Raw genomic sequence first — 14630 nt, 5'->3', positions numbered from 1 at the left:
ACGCGCGCGGCGGGTCCCGCGTAAGGCAGGATTGACTGGTGGGAATCTTCGGCTCGAACTCTGGACCCGACGGCACGCGTTCCGGCCGGTCGGGCAAGGAGCGCGGCCGCAAGAGCAAGCGGAAGTGGACGCCGGAGCCCGGCGCCACCCAGGCGCGCAGCTGGTCCGCGCCGCCGCCGACCAGGGTCGACCAGCAGCCGGTCCCGCCGCGCCCGGCCCGTCCCCAGCCCCAGTACCAGCCGCATCCGGCCGGGCCGACCGCCGACGAGGCGCGCACCGGCGCGATCCCGATGGGACACCACCAGCCACCGCCGCCTCCGCCCCGGACACCGCCGCCACCACCACAAACGCCTCCTCGCGGCGCGCGGCCGTACCCGGATCCTTCACAGCGGCAGACCGAACCCGTCCGGCGTCGTCCCGGCGGGTTCTACGACGATCACGCGCCGGGCAGCGGCGAATACGAGCACTACGACACGGGCGGCTACGCGGGCGAACCGCATGAAGCACCGGAGCATCCGCACGAGAACCCGACGACCGCGGTCCCGCCGCGCGCGGGTTCCCTGCCGAAGATGCCGAAGAAGATCACGGTCACCCGGGTCGCGGCGATGCGTAGCCGTCAGCTCACCGGGCAGGCCGTCGGCGCCTTCCAGCGCGCGACGAAAGCGGATGGCGCCGACAAATCGGGCCTGACTTCGCTGACGTACGCGGTGATGCTGAACTACGCCAGCGACGCCGCGATGGCGATCGCGCTGGCCAACACCCTCTTCTTCGCCGCCACCAGCGGGGAGAGCAAGGGCAAGGTCGCGCTCTACCTGCTCATCACGATCGCCCCGTTCGCGCTGGTCGCGCCGGTGATCGGCCCGGCACTCGACAAGATCCAGCGCGGCCGCAGGCTCGCGATGTGCGTGTCCTCGGCCGGTCAGGCGTTGATGGCCGTCGTGATGGCGCTGCACTTCGACGACTGGCTCCTGTACCCGGCGGCGCTGGGCATGATGGTGCTGTCGAAGTCGTTCACCGTGCTCAAGGCGGCGGTGACCCCTCGGGTGCTGCCACCCGAGATCACCCTGTCGAAGACGAACGCCCGGCTCACCGTGTTCGGCCTGGTCGCCGCCGGTGTGTTCGGCGCGCTGGCGAGCGGTGTCAACGCGATCTGGGGTTCCGCGGGTGCGTTGTGGTTCACCGTGCTGATCTGCGTCGCGGCCGCCGTGCAGTCGATGCGGATCCCGTCGTGGGTCGAGAAGACCGAGGGCGAGGTGCCCGCTTCGCTGTCGGCGCATCCGGAGCGGCGGGTCAAGAAGCAGCGGCAGCCGATGGGGCGGCAGATCGTCGTCTCGTTGTGGGGCAACGGTTCCGTCCGGGTGCTGACCGGGTTCCTGATGATGTTCTCCGCGTTCGCGGTGAAGGCGCAGACCGAGGGCAGCGGGCAGAGCCCGTTCAACCAGCTGCTGCTGCTCGGCATCATCGGCGCCGCGGCCGGTGCCGGCGGGTTCCTCGGGAATGCGCTGGGCTCGCGGCTGCACTTCGGCAAACCGGATCAGGTGATCCTGGCCTGCGTCGGGGCGTGCCTGGGCATGTCGGTCATCGCCACCGTGGCGGCCGGGCTGGCGACGGCGGCCATCGTCGCGCTCGTCGGCGCGACAGCGAGCGCGCTGGCGAAGATCAGCCTCGACGCCGTCATCCAGGAAGACCTCCCGGAAGAGTCCCGCGCTTCGGCGTTCGGCCGGTCGGAGACCGTGCTGCAGATGTGCTGGTGCTTCGGCGGTGCCGTCGGCCTGCTGCTGCCGCCGACGTACTGGATCGGGTTCCTGGTGCTGTCGATCCTGCTGGCCGTCGGGTTCACGCAGACGTTCATGGTCCGGCGCGGCACCTCGCTGATCCCCGGCCTCGGCGGCGATCGCCCGCTGCGCCCGGACCCGACCAGCGAATCGCCCGTCCCCTCGGAGGCCGGTGACTCCCGGTGGCGGCCTAGCTCGTAATCTTCACCGTATGCGGCGACTTCGTATTTTGGCCCTGCTCGCGGCGGGTGGTTTCGTGGTGGCCGGTTGCTCGGCCCCCGGCCCCGAAGAGGTGACCTTCTTCGCCGACGGGAAGACGGTGAACGTCGCCCCGCTGGCGTCCTGCGACGTCAAGAGCGACCAGTGCACCACCCGGCCCGACGCCGCGGGCAAGCTGCGCGTCCGGCCGGGGAAGCCGGTGCAGATCTCGGTGCCGAGCCAGATCGCGGAAACGCCGTGGAAGGTCACGGTGCAGTACGTGAACGCCCAGGGCGAGCCGCAGGAGCTGAAGCAGGACATCATCACGTCGCTCGACCGGTTCGCCTACACCGTGACGACGCCCCGGCCCGACGACCAGATCCTCGTCGTCGAGGTCGCGCAGGCTTCGGTGATCAGCCAGACCGGGCGTCCGGAGGACGCCGAGGCGGTCACGACGGCGATCTGGTCGCTGCAGGTCGAATCACCGGCGGTCTGAGCCCCTCGCGCGCGCTATGAAAGTCCCCTTCATTGCAAATTTTGCAATGAAGGGGACTTTCATAGCGCTTGAGAACGCGCCGGATCAGGGATCGAGGTCCCGGGCGACGGCGCGCATGATCTCGGCGATCTGCTTGGTGTTCTTGCGGTCGGGGTAGCGGTTGCGCCGCAGGTCCGGCTGCGCCTTGAGCTCGAGCAGCTTGATCATGTCCTCGATGAGCCCGTGCAGCTCCTCGGCGGGACGACGGCGCGCCTCGGCGACCGAGGGCGGCGGGTCCAGCAGCCGGACGGAGAGCGCTTGCGGGCCGCGGCGGCCGTCGGCGACACCGAACTCGAGGCGCTGGCCCGCCTTGAGCCCTTCGACGCCCTGCGGCAGCGCGGCTTTGCGGATGTAGACGTCGGCGCCCCCATCCTGGGTGACGAAACCGAAACCCTTCTCCGCGTCGTACCACTTGACCTTGCCGGTCGGCACTTTCCTCACCAGTCCTTCGCTGTCCTGCTCACGACGAACGCGCCCGGGGGCGTACCCAGGGCGCGCGTCCCATAAGCGTATCTCGACACATGCCCTGTGGAGAAGCGGATACCGGCGGATACCCTCTGCGTCATGGAGACCGCAGTAAAGGAGGCCGCTGTGGCCGTCCCCGAAAAGCCCGGCAAACCGATCCTCATGCGCGTGGGCATCGGCCTGTTCGCGATCGGCATGATCGCCGTCACAGCCGTGTTCGTCCTGTTCGCCGCCGGACTGGAGAACCTGCCGGTGTGGCTGTCCGCCGCGGCGGGCGTGGTCACTCCGCTGGGGCTGGCCCTCGGTCTGATCGCGCTGGTTCGCGAGGCCCGCCGAAAGAGCTGAACCAGCCGGCGAACTCGGTCAGCGAGTCGAACACCACGTCGGCCCCTTCCTCGAGCAGCTCGGCCTTGGTGCACGGGCCCGTCGTGACCCCGACGGGTACCGCGCCCGCCGCCAGCGCGCCGCGGACGTCGCCGACGTGGTCCCCGACGTAGACACTGGCGCCGTGCTCGGTGAGCGCGGCGGCCTTCTGCGTCGACCACAGCTCCCCGACCAGGACGTCGACCTCGAAGCCGAGGGCGTCCAGGTGGAGTTTCGCGTTGGGCGCGTATTTGCCGGTGACGACGACGGTGCGCCCGCCTGCCTCACGGACCGCGTGCAGCGCCTCGGCCGCCCCGGGCAGCGCGATCGTCACCGGAACGACGGTCTCCGGGTACATCGCCCGGAACCGGGTCACCAGCTCCGGGATGCGCTCCTCCGGTGCCCCGAAGCCGCGCAGGCTGTCGTCGAGGGGCGGGCCGAGGTTGGCCGCGAAGAACTCCCCGTCCAGCGGCAGGCCGGACTCCACGCCGAGCGCGTTCATCACCGCGACCATGCCCGGCCGCGGATCGATCAGTGTCATGTCGAGGTCGAACCCCACGGTGATGCCCACGTCCGCCACGGTAGCGGCCACCACCCACTGATTTACACCGGCCGGACAATCGTCAACGCCGTTGACATGGGCTCGATCTGTGTCAAGCTGGGAATGTGGGCGAGATCACGAGCTTCTCCGATCGGACCAAGGCCTCTCTGCGGGAGGCGCTGCTCGACGCCGCCACCGAACTGCTCGCCGAGCGCGGTTTCACGGCACTGCGGATGGCGGACGTCGCCGCGCACGCCGGAGTGAGCAGGCAGACCGTCTACAACGAGTTCGGCAACAAGGCCGCGCTCGCCCAAGCCGTCGTGCTCCGGACGACTTCGGAGTTCCTGGAGGGCATCCGGCTGCGCGTCCAGCACGCGCAGGATCTCCTCGACGGGATCCGCGAGGCCGTCGTCTACACGATCGAGCACGCCCGGGAGAACCGGCTCGTCGCCACGACGCTGGGCACTGAAGCCGGCGAGGACCTGCTTCCCCTTCTCACCACCAAGGGCGAGCCGATCCTGACCGCCGCCACCGAGGTCGCGGCCGAGCAGTACCGCGAGTTCGAACCGGCCCTTTCGGCACGTTCCGCCGCGCTGCTGGCGGAGACCGTCGTGCGGCTTTCCCTGTCCCATCTCGTCATGCCGACCCATTCGGCCGACGAGGCGGCGGCCTCCGTCGTCGCCGTGCTGGCGCCCGCGATCCGGGCGCTGACCACCGTTTCGTCCACAATGGAGTGACACGAAGGGTACGTCATGACCGATACGCTTTCCGAACTGCGGACCGGTTTTTCCTCATTGCGCAAGGGCGGGCTGAACTGGGACTCGTTCCCGCTGCGGCTGTTCGTCAAGGGAAACAACAAGTTCTGGAACCCCGCCGACATCGACTTCTCGCGTGAGCGCGAAGGCTGGGACACGCTCAACGCGGACCAGAAGCGATCGACGACCTACCTGGTGGCGCAGTTCATCGCGGGGGAAGAGGCGGTCACCGAAGACATCCAGCCGTTCATGCGGGCGATGTCCGCGACAGGCCGCTTCGGCGACGAGATGTACCTGACGCAGTTCTGTTTCGAAGAGGCCAAGCACACCGAAGTCTTCCGTCGCTGGATGGACGCCGTCGGGCTGACCGAGGACCTGCATCCCTACGTCGCGGAGAATCCGCACTACCGCAAGCTTTTCTACGAAGAGCTGCCGCAGTCACTACGCGCGCTGGAGGAGGATCCCAGTCCGCTCAACCAGATCCGCGCGAGCGTCACCTACAACCACGTCATCGAAGGCAGTCTCGCGCTGACCGGGTACTACTCGTGGCAGTTGATCTGCACGCAGTACGACATCCTGCCGGGGATGCAGGAACTGGTGCGCCGCATCGGCGACGACGAACGCCGCCACATGGCCTGGGGCACCTTCACCTGCCGCCGTCACGTCGCCGCGGACGACTCGCTGTGGGACGCGGTGCAGCAGCGGATGGGCGAGCTGCTTCCCCACGCGCTCAACATGATCCAGTGGGTGCAGGACCAGTTCGACGAGGTCCCGTTCGACAACGATCCGGAGGAGATCATCCAGTACGCGGCGGATCGGGCGCAGCGGCGCCTCGGCGCGATCGAGTCCGCGCGCGGGATGCCGGTGGAGCAGATCGATCTGGACTACTCGCCGGAGAACCTCGAAGAGACCTTCGGCGAAGAAGACGCGAAGGCGATCGCCGCGGCCGCCGCCAACACCGCGGCCTAACGAGAGCTGAAGGGGCCTTTGCCCGCGTCTCACGCGGCGAAGGGCGCTTTCCCCGCATCGCATGCGGGGAAAGCGTCCTTCAGCTCCTACCTCGCGGGCCAGTAGACCGCGTGCCAGTCACCGCCCGCGGTGACCGCGCCGCCCGCGATCGTCCCGTCGAGACCGATCAGCTGCGCCCGGCTGAAACCGCCGCCCGGCAACGTTCCGAGGTCGGTCTTCACGCCGTTCGCGTCCCACAGCGCGGCGTTCCCCGCACGGCCGACGATCCGGCCCTGCCCGTCGATGTCCTCGGCCTGACCGTTGAGATCGGACAGCCGGGTCATCGTCCCGTCGGCGGCCCATCGCACCGCGACGTCGAGGGAACCGGCCGGGGTGGCGACGTACCCCCTGCCGACCGAGACCCCGGAACCGTTGAGCGCCAGCACACTCGTGCCATAGGAGTCCGGCCCGCCGAGTTGGATCATGGTGCCGTCGGCGGTCCACTTCACCGCCGTGTGCCGGTCGTTGATCACGGTGTCGCCGACGAGCTCACCGGAGGCGTTCAGATCGCGGAACCAGCTCTGCACGGCCGCCGGGCCGAGCATGGTGACCGCGCCGGTGGCGTCCCAGCGCAGCACCCGGGTGCTGCCGTCCGCCCCGTAGAGCCGCCCGGCGATGAACCTCCCGTCACGGGTGATCGCGCTCGCGTAGTAGGCCCCCTCCAACGGCGGGGCGGCGAGCACCGTGACGTTTCCGGACGAGTCCCAGCGCAAGCCGCGTTGACGATCGTCGCCGGCTTTACCCGAACCGACGACGACGCCGGTCGAGCTGATCCCGGTCGCCTCCGAGGTCGAGCCGCCCGGCGGCGAGGACAGCTGGGTGATCGAACCGTCCAGGGCCCAGCGCACGGCCCGCAGATTCGACGCACCGACGATCATCCCGGTCGCGTTGACCGCTTTCGCCTCCGCGAACCCGCCGGGCAAGGGCTCCAGCCGGGTGACCCGGCCCGCCTTGTCCCATTTCACCGCGACGCACGAGTGCGAGTGCGGCGAGTTGGCGCAGGACTGCCCGATCAGCTGTCCACGGTCACCGATCGCCGTCACCGAAGTGTCGTTGGTACCCGGCACGATGCCGAGTTCGATCGGGCCCGTCGCCGCGGTCGCCACCGCGGGGAGGGAGAACGGAAGAGCCACGGCGACCGCGGCCATGACGAGTAGACGTTTACCCCGTTGCACGAACATGTTCACCCCTGTGTATTGGGCCAGTAGACGGCGTGCGAGCGGCCTTCTTCGTTGTACGAGATCCCGGCGATCACACCGTTCGCGGCGATGTGGGTGGCGTTGCTATAGGTGCCGCCCGGCAGCGCGCCGAGGACCGTGCGCGTTCCCGAGGCGTCCCACTTGGCCGCGATCTCGTTCTCCAGGCCGACGACGGTTCCGGCACTGTCGATGTCGTTCCCCAGCCCGCGCTCGGTCGACAGCGTCGTCCGAGCGCCGGTGCCGTCCCACCGGGCCGGGTTCGTCGTGCCGAAGACCTGGTAACCGCCGCCCGCGGCGACACCGGCGTCGTTGACCGCGCTCGCCCAGGCCGGCCAGATCTCCGGGTGCTCCAGCCAGGTCGTCCGCCCGTCCTGCTCCCAGCGCACGGGCTTCGGATCCCCACTGAGACGAGCACTTCCGACGATGACGCCGTTGTCGTTCATGTCTTCCGGCGTGCTGTCGGCGATCCCCGGCGAGAGATCGGTGATCACCCCTTCGGAATTCCAGCGCACGGCGTGGTTCCGTCCGGCCGCGTCGGTCGCCGTCCCCCCGATGGTCCGGCCGTCCCGGGTGATCCACAGCGCGCTTCCGTAGTCCCCGTCCAGGTCGCCGAGCGCCACGACGGTCCCGTCCGCGTTCCAGCGCAGAGCGTGGGCCTTCCCGTCCGCGCCGTTCCCGGTACCGACGACGACGCCGGTGCCGCTGATCTCGTTCGCGTAGGCGTAATCCCCGCCCGGCAAGGAAGGCAGCGCGGTGACCGCCCCGTCCGGTGCCCACTTCACGGCCGTCTGGTTCCGCGCCGGGTCCTTGTGCGCCCAGCCGACGGCGACCCCGTGCTCGTTGACGTCGTTGGCCTCGCTCTGTTCGCCGCCGAGGCCGGCCAGCGCGGTGATCCGGCCCTGCGCGTCCCACCTCGTCGCGTGGTGCTTGATCTGCGGTTCGAGCGGGGTCGACGAACCGACCATGACCCCGTGGTCGTTGATCGCGTTGACTTCGCTGAACAGGTCGCCCGGCAGCGTGCCGAGGTCGACTGGGGCGATCGCGGGATCCGCGGCCGCCACCCCGGGCAGCATGAACGGCAATGCCGCCAGCGACCCGGCCAGTGCGAGAACTCTCGTACTCCGTTTGATGGACATGGTTCCCCTACACGGCCCCCACGCCCCGCGCCTTGCGAGGCTTTCCGCCGCACAGGGGACACGCATCAGGAATGTGACAGGTTGCCCCTAAGTGTCAACTTGTCAGGCGTGCTTCGTGACGGCCGCCGTTTCCAGACCGAGGATGCTGATCGACTCTTCGCGCATCTCGACCTTGCGCACCTTCCCGGTCACCGTCATCGGGAACTCCTCGACGACGTGGACGTACCGCGGGATCTTGTAGCGCGCCAGCTTCCCCTCGCAGAACTCCCGCATCGTTTCGGCGGTCAGTGGCGTCGCGCCCTCGCGCATCCGCACCCACGCCATCAGTTCCTCGCCGTACTTCGCGTCGGGGACGCCGATGACCTGCGCGTCGAGGACGTCCGGATGGGTGTAGAGGAACTCCTCGATCTCGCGCGGGTACAGGTTTTCGCCGCCGCGGATGACCATGTCCTTGATCCGGCCGGTGATGTTGACGTACCCGTCGGCGTCCATGATCGCGAGGTCGCCGGTGTGCATCCACCGTGCCGCGTCGATCGCCTCGGCCGTCTTGTCGGCCTGCTCCCAGTAACCGAGCATCACCGAGTAGCCGCGCGTGCAGAATTCGCCCGGCTCGCCACGCGGCACGGTCAGCCCCGTCTCCGGATCGACGACCTTGACCTCCAGATGCGGACCGACACGGCCGACGGTCGACACGCGCCGCTCCACCGAATCGTCCGCGCGGGTCTGCGTGGACACCGGCGACGTCTCGGTCATGCCGTAGCAGATCGACACCTCCGCCATGCCCATCCGGTCGATGACCTGCTTCATCACCTCGACCGGGCAAGGCGAACCCGCCATGATCCCGGTGCGCAGCGAGGAAAGGTCGTGGGAATCGAAGTCCGGGTCGGCCAGTTCGGCGATGAACATCGTCGGAACCCCGTACAGGGACGTGCATTTCTCGGCCGCGACGGCTTCGAGGGTGGCCTTCGGCTCGAACGCGGGCGCCGGGATGACCATGCAGGCCCCGTGGGTCGTCGCCGCGAGATTGCCCATCACCATGCCGAAACAGTGGTAGAAGGGCACGGGGATGCACACCTTGTCGGCTTCGGTGTAGTTGCAGAGTTCGCCGACGAAGTAGCCGTTGTTGAGGATGTTGTGGTGGCTGAGCGTGGCGCCCTTGGGGAAACCCGTGGTGCCGGAGGTGTACTGGATGTTGATCGGGTCGTCCGCGGAAAGCGCCCTCTGACGTTCGATCAAGAGCGCACGGTCGGCCTTGCCGCCGATCTCCAGCAGTGACGGCCACGCCGGGCTGTCGAGCAGCACGACGTGTTCCAGCGCCGGGCATTTCGGCCCCGCCTCGGCGATCATGCCCGCGTAGTCGGAGGTCTTGAACGAGTTCGCGGCCACGATCAGCTTGATCCCGGCCTGGTTCAGCACGTACTCGAGTTCGTGCGAGCGGTACGCCGGGTTGATGTTGACCAGGATCGCGCCGAGCTTCGCTGTCGCGTACTGGGTGAGCGTCCACTCCGCGCGGTTCGGCGACCAGATGCCGACACGGTCGCCCTTCGCGATGCCGAGATCCAGCAGCCCGAGGGCGAGCGCGTCCACGTCGGCGGCGAGTTCGGTGTACGTCCAGCGTTTCCCCGCCGCCCGGTCGACCAGCGCGTCCCGGTCGCCGAAGGCGGCGACGGTGCGATCGAAGTTGTCGCCGATGGTGTCCCCCAGCAGCGGGGTGGCCGAGATTCCCGATGCGTAGCTCGGTAGGGCGGGGGCGTCGGACATGGAGACTCCTGCGTTCGGCGGCATCGACGCGTCGAGTCTAGAAAGCCCCGGTGACCTGGGCCACCTGCAAGTGGAGACCCGCGACACCTCGGGGGAAACCCGGAGGCCGGGTTCCCGGATGCCCGATATCGTCGAGGACATGCGCCTCTACATCGTCGACGCGTTCACCTCCGAGGCCTTCGCCGGTAACTCGGCCGGAGTCGTGCTTTTGGACTCGCCGGGCGACGCGGGCTGGATGCAGTCCGTCGCGGCCGAATTGAAGCACGCCGAGACGGCCTTCGTCGAGGTCCGCGGCGAAGGTCCGAAGTCGCTTCGCTGGTTCACGCCGGAGACCGAGGTCGACCTGTGCGGGCACGCGACGCTGGCGACCACGCACGTCCTCGGCGGCGAACAGACCTTCACGACGAGAAGCGGCGAACTGCGCTGCCGCGCCGAAGACGGCTGGGTGTCGATGGACTTCCCGTCGGATCCGCCCCGCGAATCCGACGACGACCTGTCCTCGATCCTGCCGGGCGTCTCCGTCGAGTACGTCGGGCGCAGTCACCAGAACCTGTTCGCGGTGGTGGACAAGGCTTCGGTGGTCCGTTCGCTCGCCCCGGACCTGGCCGCGCTGCGCGCGCACTGGACCGGACGGCTGATGGTCACCGCCCCTGGCGACGTCGACGGGGTCGACTTCGTCACCCGGTTCTTCGCGCCGGGCGTCGGCATCGACGAGGACCCGGTCACCGGCTCCGCGCACTGTGTCCTCGCGCCGTACTGGGCCGCGCGCCTCGGCCGGGACAACCTCGTCGGCGAGCAGGCCTCGGCTCGCGGTGGCATCGTCCGGATGAGTCTCGAAGGTGACCGCGTCCTGCTCTCGGGGCAGGCGGTCACCGTGGCCAGTGGGGAGTTGCACGTCTGATGCGCCTGATCCTGAACGTCATCTGGCTCGTGCTGTGCGGCCTGTGGATGGCCCTCGGCTACGTCGTCGCCGGCGTCATCTGCTGCATCCTGATCGTCACCATCCCGTTCGGGCTGGCGTCGTTCCGGATCGCGGCCTACGCGCTGTGGCCGTTCGGCCGCACGGTCGTCGACCGGCGTGACGCCGGGGCGGCGTCGACGATCGGCAACGTCATCTGGTTCATCTTCGCCGGGCTGTGGCTCGCGATCGGGCACGTGCTGACCGGCGTCGCGCTGTGCATCACGATCATCGGGATCCCGCTGGGCGTGGCGAACTTCAAGATGATCCCGGTTTCGCTGATGCCGCTCGGCAAGGAGATCGTGGAACTCCCGTAGCGCGGCCCGCACACGCTATGAAAGGCCCGTTACTTGCAAATTTTGCAAGTAACGGGCCTTTCATAGCACGCGGGACCAGGGGCGCAGCGTCCGTAAAGTTCAGTCCTCGGGCTCCCACGGCAGCGGGATGATCAGGCAGGGCCCGCCGACGAACAGCCCGCCGTCGATCCCCAGCGCCTTCCCGCCCGCGTAGAGATAAGGCCCCTCGATCTGCGCGGGGTGGATGCCGAGCTGGTCGGCGATGACGCTGTGCCCGTGCACGATCCGCTCGCCGCCGAGCCGGTCCATCAGCTGTTGCGCGACGTCGGCGCCTTCCGGGCCGCGGAAGGCGTAGCGCGTGGTCATCCGCCGCCACACGTCCCACCAGGCCTGGATGTCGCTGCCTTCGAGGATCTCGCGGCCGCGCGCGTTGATCCCGTCGATGTCGGCACCCCAGTCGAGGTACTCGAGGGTGTCCGAGTGCATCAGCAGGTGGTCCGCGGCCAGCGTCAGCATCGGGCGCGAGGTCAGCCATTCGATGTGCTGCGGCGTGAGCCTGTCCTGGTCGGCGAGCAGCCCGCCGTTGATCTCCCAGCTGCGGGCGAAGCTGCGCGGCCCGAAGTCGGACGGCACCTCCGTGTCGCCGAAGTGGTACATCCCGAGCAACAGGATCTCGTGGTTGCCCAGCAGCGTCCCGCAGTGGCCGCCCGCCTTGGCGGCCTGGCGCTCCAGCCGCATCACCAGGTCGATGACGCCGACGCCGTCGGGCCCCCGGTCGACGAAGTCGCCGAGGAACCACAGGGTCGCTTCACCGCCGGCCCAGTCGTCGTCGGCGTCGAGCAGCCCCTTTTCCCGGAGCGCCCCGGCCAGCTCGTCCCGGTGTCCGTGCACGTCACCGACCACATAGGTCGGGGACGGAGGCTGATCGTCGTGCATCTCTGTGACGATAATCCCTCCGTCCGCCATCGCCTCGTTCAGCCTTCGCCGAACGGGTCGCCGGTCCGCCCGACCAGATCCGCGATCGAGTCGATGATCATGGTCGGCCGGTACGGATAGTGCTCGGCGCTCTCCCTGCTGGAGATGCCGGTCAGCACCAGGATCGTCTGCAATCCGGCCTCGATTCCCGAGTGGACGTCGGTGTCCATCCGGTCGCCGATCATCAGCGTCGACTCCGAATGCGCGCCGAGCCGCCGCAGCGCCGAGCGCATCATCAGCGGGTTGGGCTTGCCGACGTAGTACGGCGAGCGGCCAGTCGCCTTTTCGATCAGCGCGGCGACCGAGCCGGTGGCGGGCATGGAGCCCTCCACGCTGGGGCCGGTCGCGTCGGGGTTGGTGGCGATGAACTTCGCGCCACCCTCGATCAGCCTGATCGCGCGGGTTATCGCGCTGAAGCTGTACGTGCGCGTCTCACCGAGGACGACGTAGTCCGGGTCACGTTCGGTCAGCACGTAGCCGACCTCGTGCAGCGCCGTGGTGAGCCCGGCTTCGCCGATCACGAACGCCGAGCCGTTCGGCCGCTGCGACGCGAGGAACTTCGCGGTCGCCAGCGCGGAGGTCCAGATGGCCTCCTCGGGGATGTCGAGACCGGTCCGCTCGAGCCTCGCCCGCAGGTCGCGCGGGGTGTAGATCGAGTTGTTGGTCAGCACCAGGAAGCCGATGTCGTTGGCGCGCAGTTCCTTGAGGAACTCGTCCGCGCCGGGCACGAGGTGCTCCTCCTTGACCAGCACGCCATCCATGTCGCTGAGGTACGTCCAACGGCGCTCGTTCATGCCCCCCACCCTAATGATCGGAGACGGCGTGAACAGCCACGGACGCCGCCTTGACCGAAAGGTTGACCGGTGTCCCGGGTTCGAGCGCCAGTTCGGCGACCGCGGCGGGGGTCAGATCGGCGGCGAGACCGGCCGCCCAGTCGTCCCCGCGAGTGCGGACCCGGATCACCGGTCCGTGTGGTTCGAGCGCGTCGACGACTCCCTCAACGGTGTTGCGCGGGCTGCCACGGTGCTCGCCGTCCCGCGGGTACACGGCGACGGCGCTGGGCGCGAAGACGGCCACGGCCGCTTCGCCATCGATGACGTCGTCCGCCGGAATCCCGGCCAACTGCCCGCCTGACGTGCGCAAACCTCCTTCGGCGGCGATGCCGGGTACCAGGTTCAGCCCGGCGATCCGCGCGGTGAACGCGGTGCGCGGCGCGGAGAGGACCTTCCGGGTCTCGCCGCGTTCGACGATCCGGCCGCCGTCGAGGACGGCGACGTGATCGGCCAGCGCCAGCGCGTCGAGCGGGTCGTGGGTGACCAGCACCGTCGGCGGCCCGGACCGCAATACGCGCCGGAGCAGACCGCGGATGGCGGGTGCGGCGTCGACGTCGAGAGCGGCGAAGGGCTCGTCGAGCAGCAGAAGTCCCGGCTCGGCCGCCAGTGCCCGCGCGATCGCGACCCGTTGCGCCTGGCCGCCGGAGAGCTGCGCGGGCCGCCGTCCGGCCAGTTCGAGCGCGTCCACTTCGGTCAGCCACTCCCTCGCTTGGCGCTTCGCCTCGGCGCGCCCGGCGCCGGTCGAGCGCGGCGCGAAGGCGACGTTGTCCAAAGCGGACAGATGCGGGAAGAGCAGGGCGTCCTGGGAGAGCAGGCCGATGCCGCGCGCGTGCGGCGGGAGATCACCGAGTCCGCGGCCGTCCAGAGTGATCCGTGCCCGGTCGGGCCGGAGCAGACCGGCGAGACAGCCGAGCACGCTGGACTTCCCCGACCCGTTCGGGCCGAGCAACGCGAGCACACCGCCGTCGGGCACCTCGAACTCGACATCCAGGGTGAATTCGCCGCGCCGGAGGACGATCCCGGCCGAAAGGGTCACGAGCGGACTCCTTCCAGCGCGCGCGGCCGGGCGAGCGCGATCACCGCGACGGCGACCAGGATGAGCAGCAACGCGAGCGCCACGGCGCTGTCGACGTCGACCTCGGCCTGGGTGTAGACCTCCAGCGGCAAGGTCCGGGTCACGCCTTCGAGGCTGCCCGCGAAGGTGATCGTGGCGCCGAACTCGCCGAGTGCCCGCGCGAAGCTCAGCACGATCCCCGAACCGAGCGCGGGCAGCAGCAGCGGCAACGTGACGCGGCGGAAGACCGTCCACGGTTTGGCGCCCAGCGTCGAAGCGACCCGTTCGTACCGGTCACCGGCACCGCGCAACGCGCCCTCGAGGCTGACCACCAGGAACGGCATCGCGACGAAGGTCTGCGCGATGACCACCGCGGCCGTGGTGAACGGCACCTGCTCGCCGGTCAGGGTGGTCACCAGGATGCCGAGGAACCCCTTGCGGCCCAGCAGGTAGAGCAGCGCCAGGCCGCCGACCACCGGCGGCAGGACCAGCGGCAGCAGCACCACCGCGCGCAGCACGCGGACGCCGCGCGCCCGGGAGCGCGCGAGCACCACGGCGAGCGGGACGCCGAACAGCACACAGGCCACAGTGGACAGTCCGGCGGTGATCAGCGACAGCTTGAGCGCGTTCAGCGAGGAAGACGAGGCGATGAGGCCCGGGAAGCGGCTCAGGTCCGAGCGCACCAGCAGGCCGACGACCGGCAGGACCACCAGCGCCAGCGCGCAGACGGCGGGCGGCCAGAGCACCCACGGGACCCCGGCCCCCGCGTTTCGTCCTC

General features: G+C 69.3%; 16 protein-coding genes. 7 read left to right on the top strand and 9 right to left on the bottom strand.

Going from position 1 to position 14630, the window contains the following annotated elements:
- The first annotated feature begins 38 nt into the window (after nucleotides 1–38).
- Entirely contained in the window at nucleotides 39–1976 is a 1938-nt protein-coding gene (locus tag ACLJRM_RS36295) for an MFS transporter (protein WP_101610876.1), read from the top strand.
- A 28-nt stretch (nucleotides 1977–2004) separates the two neighbouring features.
- Nucleotides 2005–2469: a DUF2771 family protein gene (locus ACLJRM_RS36290; RefSeq protein ID WP_101610877.1), complete on the top strand. Its 465-nt coding sequence runs from the start codon at nucleotides 2005–2007 to the stop codon at nucleotides 2467–2469.
- 84 nt (nucleotides 2470–2553) lie between these two features.
- Here the strand turns inward: ACLJRM_RS36290 and ACLJRM_RS36285 are convergent, their stop codons facing one another.
- Nucleotides 2554–2940 (bottom strand): cold-shock protein, encoded by a 387-nt coding sequence (locus ACLJRM_RS36285; RefSeq protein WP_101610878.1) that lies wholly within the window; start codon nucleotides 2938–2940, stop codon nucleotides 2554–2556.
- Between the two features lie 132 nt (nucleotides 2941–3072).
- Between ACLJRM_RS36285 and ACLJRM_RS36280 the strand changes: the two genes are divergently transcribed.
- Nucleotides 3073–3318: a hypothetical protein gene (locus ACLJRM_RS36280; RefSeq protein ID WP_101610879.1), complete on the top strand. Its 246-nt coding sequence runs from the start codon at nucleotides 3073–3075 to the stop codon at nucleotides 3316–3318.
- Here ACLJRM_RS36280 and ACLJRM_RS36275 read toward each other — a convergent pair.
- Complete coding sequence (locus ACLJRM_RS36275; protein WP_101613537.1) at nucleotides 3254–3907, bottom strand: HAD family hydrolase; 654 nt, start codon at nucleotides 3905–3907, stop codon at nucleotides 3254–3256. The genes ACLJRM_RS36280 and ACLJRM_RS36275 overlap by 65 nt on opposite strands.
- A gap of 95 nt (nucleotides 3908–4002) precedes the next feature.
- Here ACLJRM_RS36275 and ACLJRM_RS36270 point away from each other — a divergent pair, with 95 nt between their 5' ends.
- Nucleotides 4003–4614 (top strand): TetR/AcrR family transcriptional regulator, encoded by a 612-nt coding sequence (locus ACLJRM_RS36270; protein WP_174720467.1) that lies wholly within the window; start codon nucleotides 4003–4005, stop codon nucleotides 4612–4614.
- A gap of 15 nt (nucleotides 4615–4629) precedes the next feature.
- Nucleotides 4630–5601: a R2-like ligand-binding oxidase gene (locus ACLJRM_RS36265; RefSeq protein ID WP_410600180.1), complete on the top strand. Its 972-nt coding sequence runs from the start codon at nucleotides 4630–4632 to the stop codon at nucleotides 5599–5601.
- Between the two features lie 86 nt (nucleotides 5602–5687).
- On the opposite strand, the gene ACLJRM_RS36260 is transcribed toward ACLJRM_RS36265, so the two are convergent.
- The 3 genes from ACLJRM_RS36260 to ACLJRM_RS36250 form a co-directional block, all read right to left on the bottom strand.
- Nucleotides 5688–6821 (bottom strand): hypothetical protein, encoded by a 1134-nt coding sequence (locus ACLJRM_RS36260; RefSeq protein WP_410665642.1) that lies wholly within the window; start codon nucleotides 6819–6821, stop codon nucleotides 5688–5690.
- Nucleotides 6822–6823: 2 nt separating this feature from the next.
- Complete coding sequence (locus ACLJRM_RS36255; RefSeq protein ID WP_410665641.1) at nucleotides 6824–7975, bottom strand: hypothetical protein; 1152 nt, start codon at nucleotides 7973–7975, stop codon at nucleotides 6824–6826.
- 102 nt (nucleotides 7976–8077) lie between these two features.
- On the bottom strand, nucleotides 8078–9736 hold the full coding sequence (locus tag ACLJRM_RS36250; protein ID WP_101610883.1) for an AMP-binding protein: 1659 nt from the start codon (nucleotides 9734–9736) through the stop codon (nucleotides 8078–8080).
- A gap of 139 nt (nucleotides 9737–9875) precedes the next feature.
- Here ACLJRM_RS36250 and ACLJRM_RS36245 point away from each other — a divergent pair, with 139 nt between their 5' ends.
- Both ACLJRM_RS36245 and ACLJRM_RS36240 read left to right on the top strand, forming a co-directional pair.
- Nucleotides 9876–10637 (top strand): PhzF family phenazine biosynthesis protein, encoded by a 762-nt coding sequence (locus ACLJRM_RS36245; protein WP_101613539.1) that lies wholly within the window; start codon nucleotides 9876–9878, stop codon nucleotides 10635–10637.
- Nucleotides 10637–11011 carry a YccF domain-containing protein gene (locus tag ACLJRM_RS36240; RefSeq protein WP_410665640.1) on the top strand — a complete coding sequence of 125 codons (375 nt, stop codon included), beginning with the start codon at nucleotides 10637–10639 and terminating at the stop codon, nucleotides 11009–11011. The genes ACLJRM_RS36245 and ACLJRM_RS36240 overlap by 1 nt, the downstream gene beginning before the upstream one ends.
- Before the next feature lie 99 nt (nucleotides 11012–11110).
- Here ACLJRM_RS36240 and ACLJRM_RS36235 read toward each other — a convergent pair whose 3' ends face one another.
- From ACLJRM_RS36235 to ACLJRM_RS36220, 4 genes are read right to left on the bottom strand one after another with little or no spacing between them, the layout of a single operon-like run.
- Nucleotides 11111–11926, bottom strand: coding sequence for a metallophosphoesterase family protein (locus ACLJRM_RS36235; RefSeq protein WP_101610885.1), 816 nt, complete (start codon nucleotides 11924–11926; stop codon nucleotides 11111–11113).
- A gap of 38 nt (nucleotides 11927–11964) precedes the next feature.
- Nucleotides 11965–12759 (bottom strand): HAD-IIA family hydrolase, encoded by a 795-nt coding sequence (locus tag ACLJRM_RS36230; RefSeq protein ID WP_037318851.1) that lies wholly within the window; start codon nucleotides 12757–12759, stop codon nucleotides 11965–11967.
- A gap of 10 nt (nucleotides 12760–12769) precedes the next feature.
- Nucleotides 12770–13834: a sulfate/molybdate ABC transporter ATP-binding protein gene (locus ACLJRM_RS36225; protein ID WP_101610886.1), complete on the bottom strand. Its 1065-nt coding sequence runs from the start codon at nucleotides 13832–13834 to the stop codon at nucleotides 12770–12772.
- Nucleotides 13831–14598 carry an ABC transporter permease gene (locus ACLJRM_RS36220; RefSeq protein ID WP_410665639.1) on the bottom strand — a complete coding sequence of 256 codons (768 nt, stop codon included), beginning with the start codon at nucleotides 14596–14598 and terminating at the stop codon, nucleotides 13831–13833. Before ACLJRM_RS36220 ends, ACLJRM_RS36225 begins: the two co-directional genes overlap by 4 nt.
- Nucleotides 14599–14630 lie beyond the last annotated feature (32 nt).

Source organism: Amycolatopsis sp. lyj-84 (assembly GCF_046549075.1).
Taxonomy (GTDB): Bacteria; Actinomycetota; Actinomycetes; order Mycobacteriales; family Pseudonocardiaceae; genus Amycolatopsis.
The sequence above is the reverse complement of the archived record's forward strand: the minus strand, read 5'-3'. Positions and strand labels throughout refer to the sequence as shown.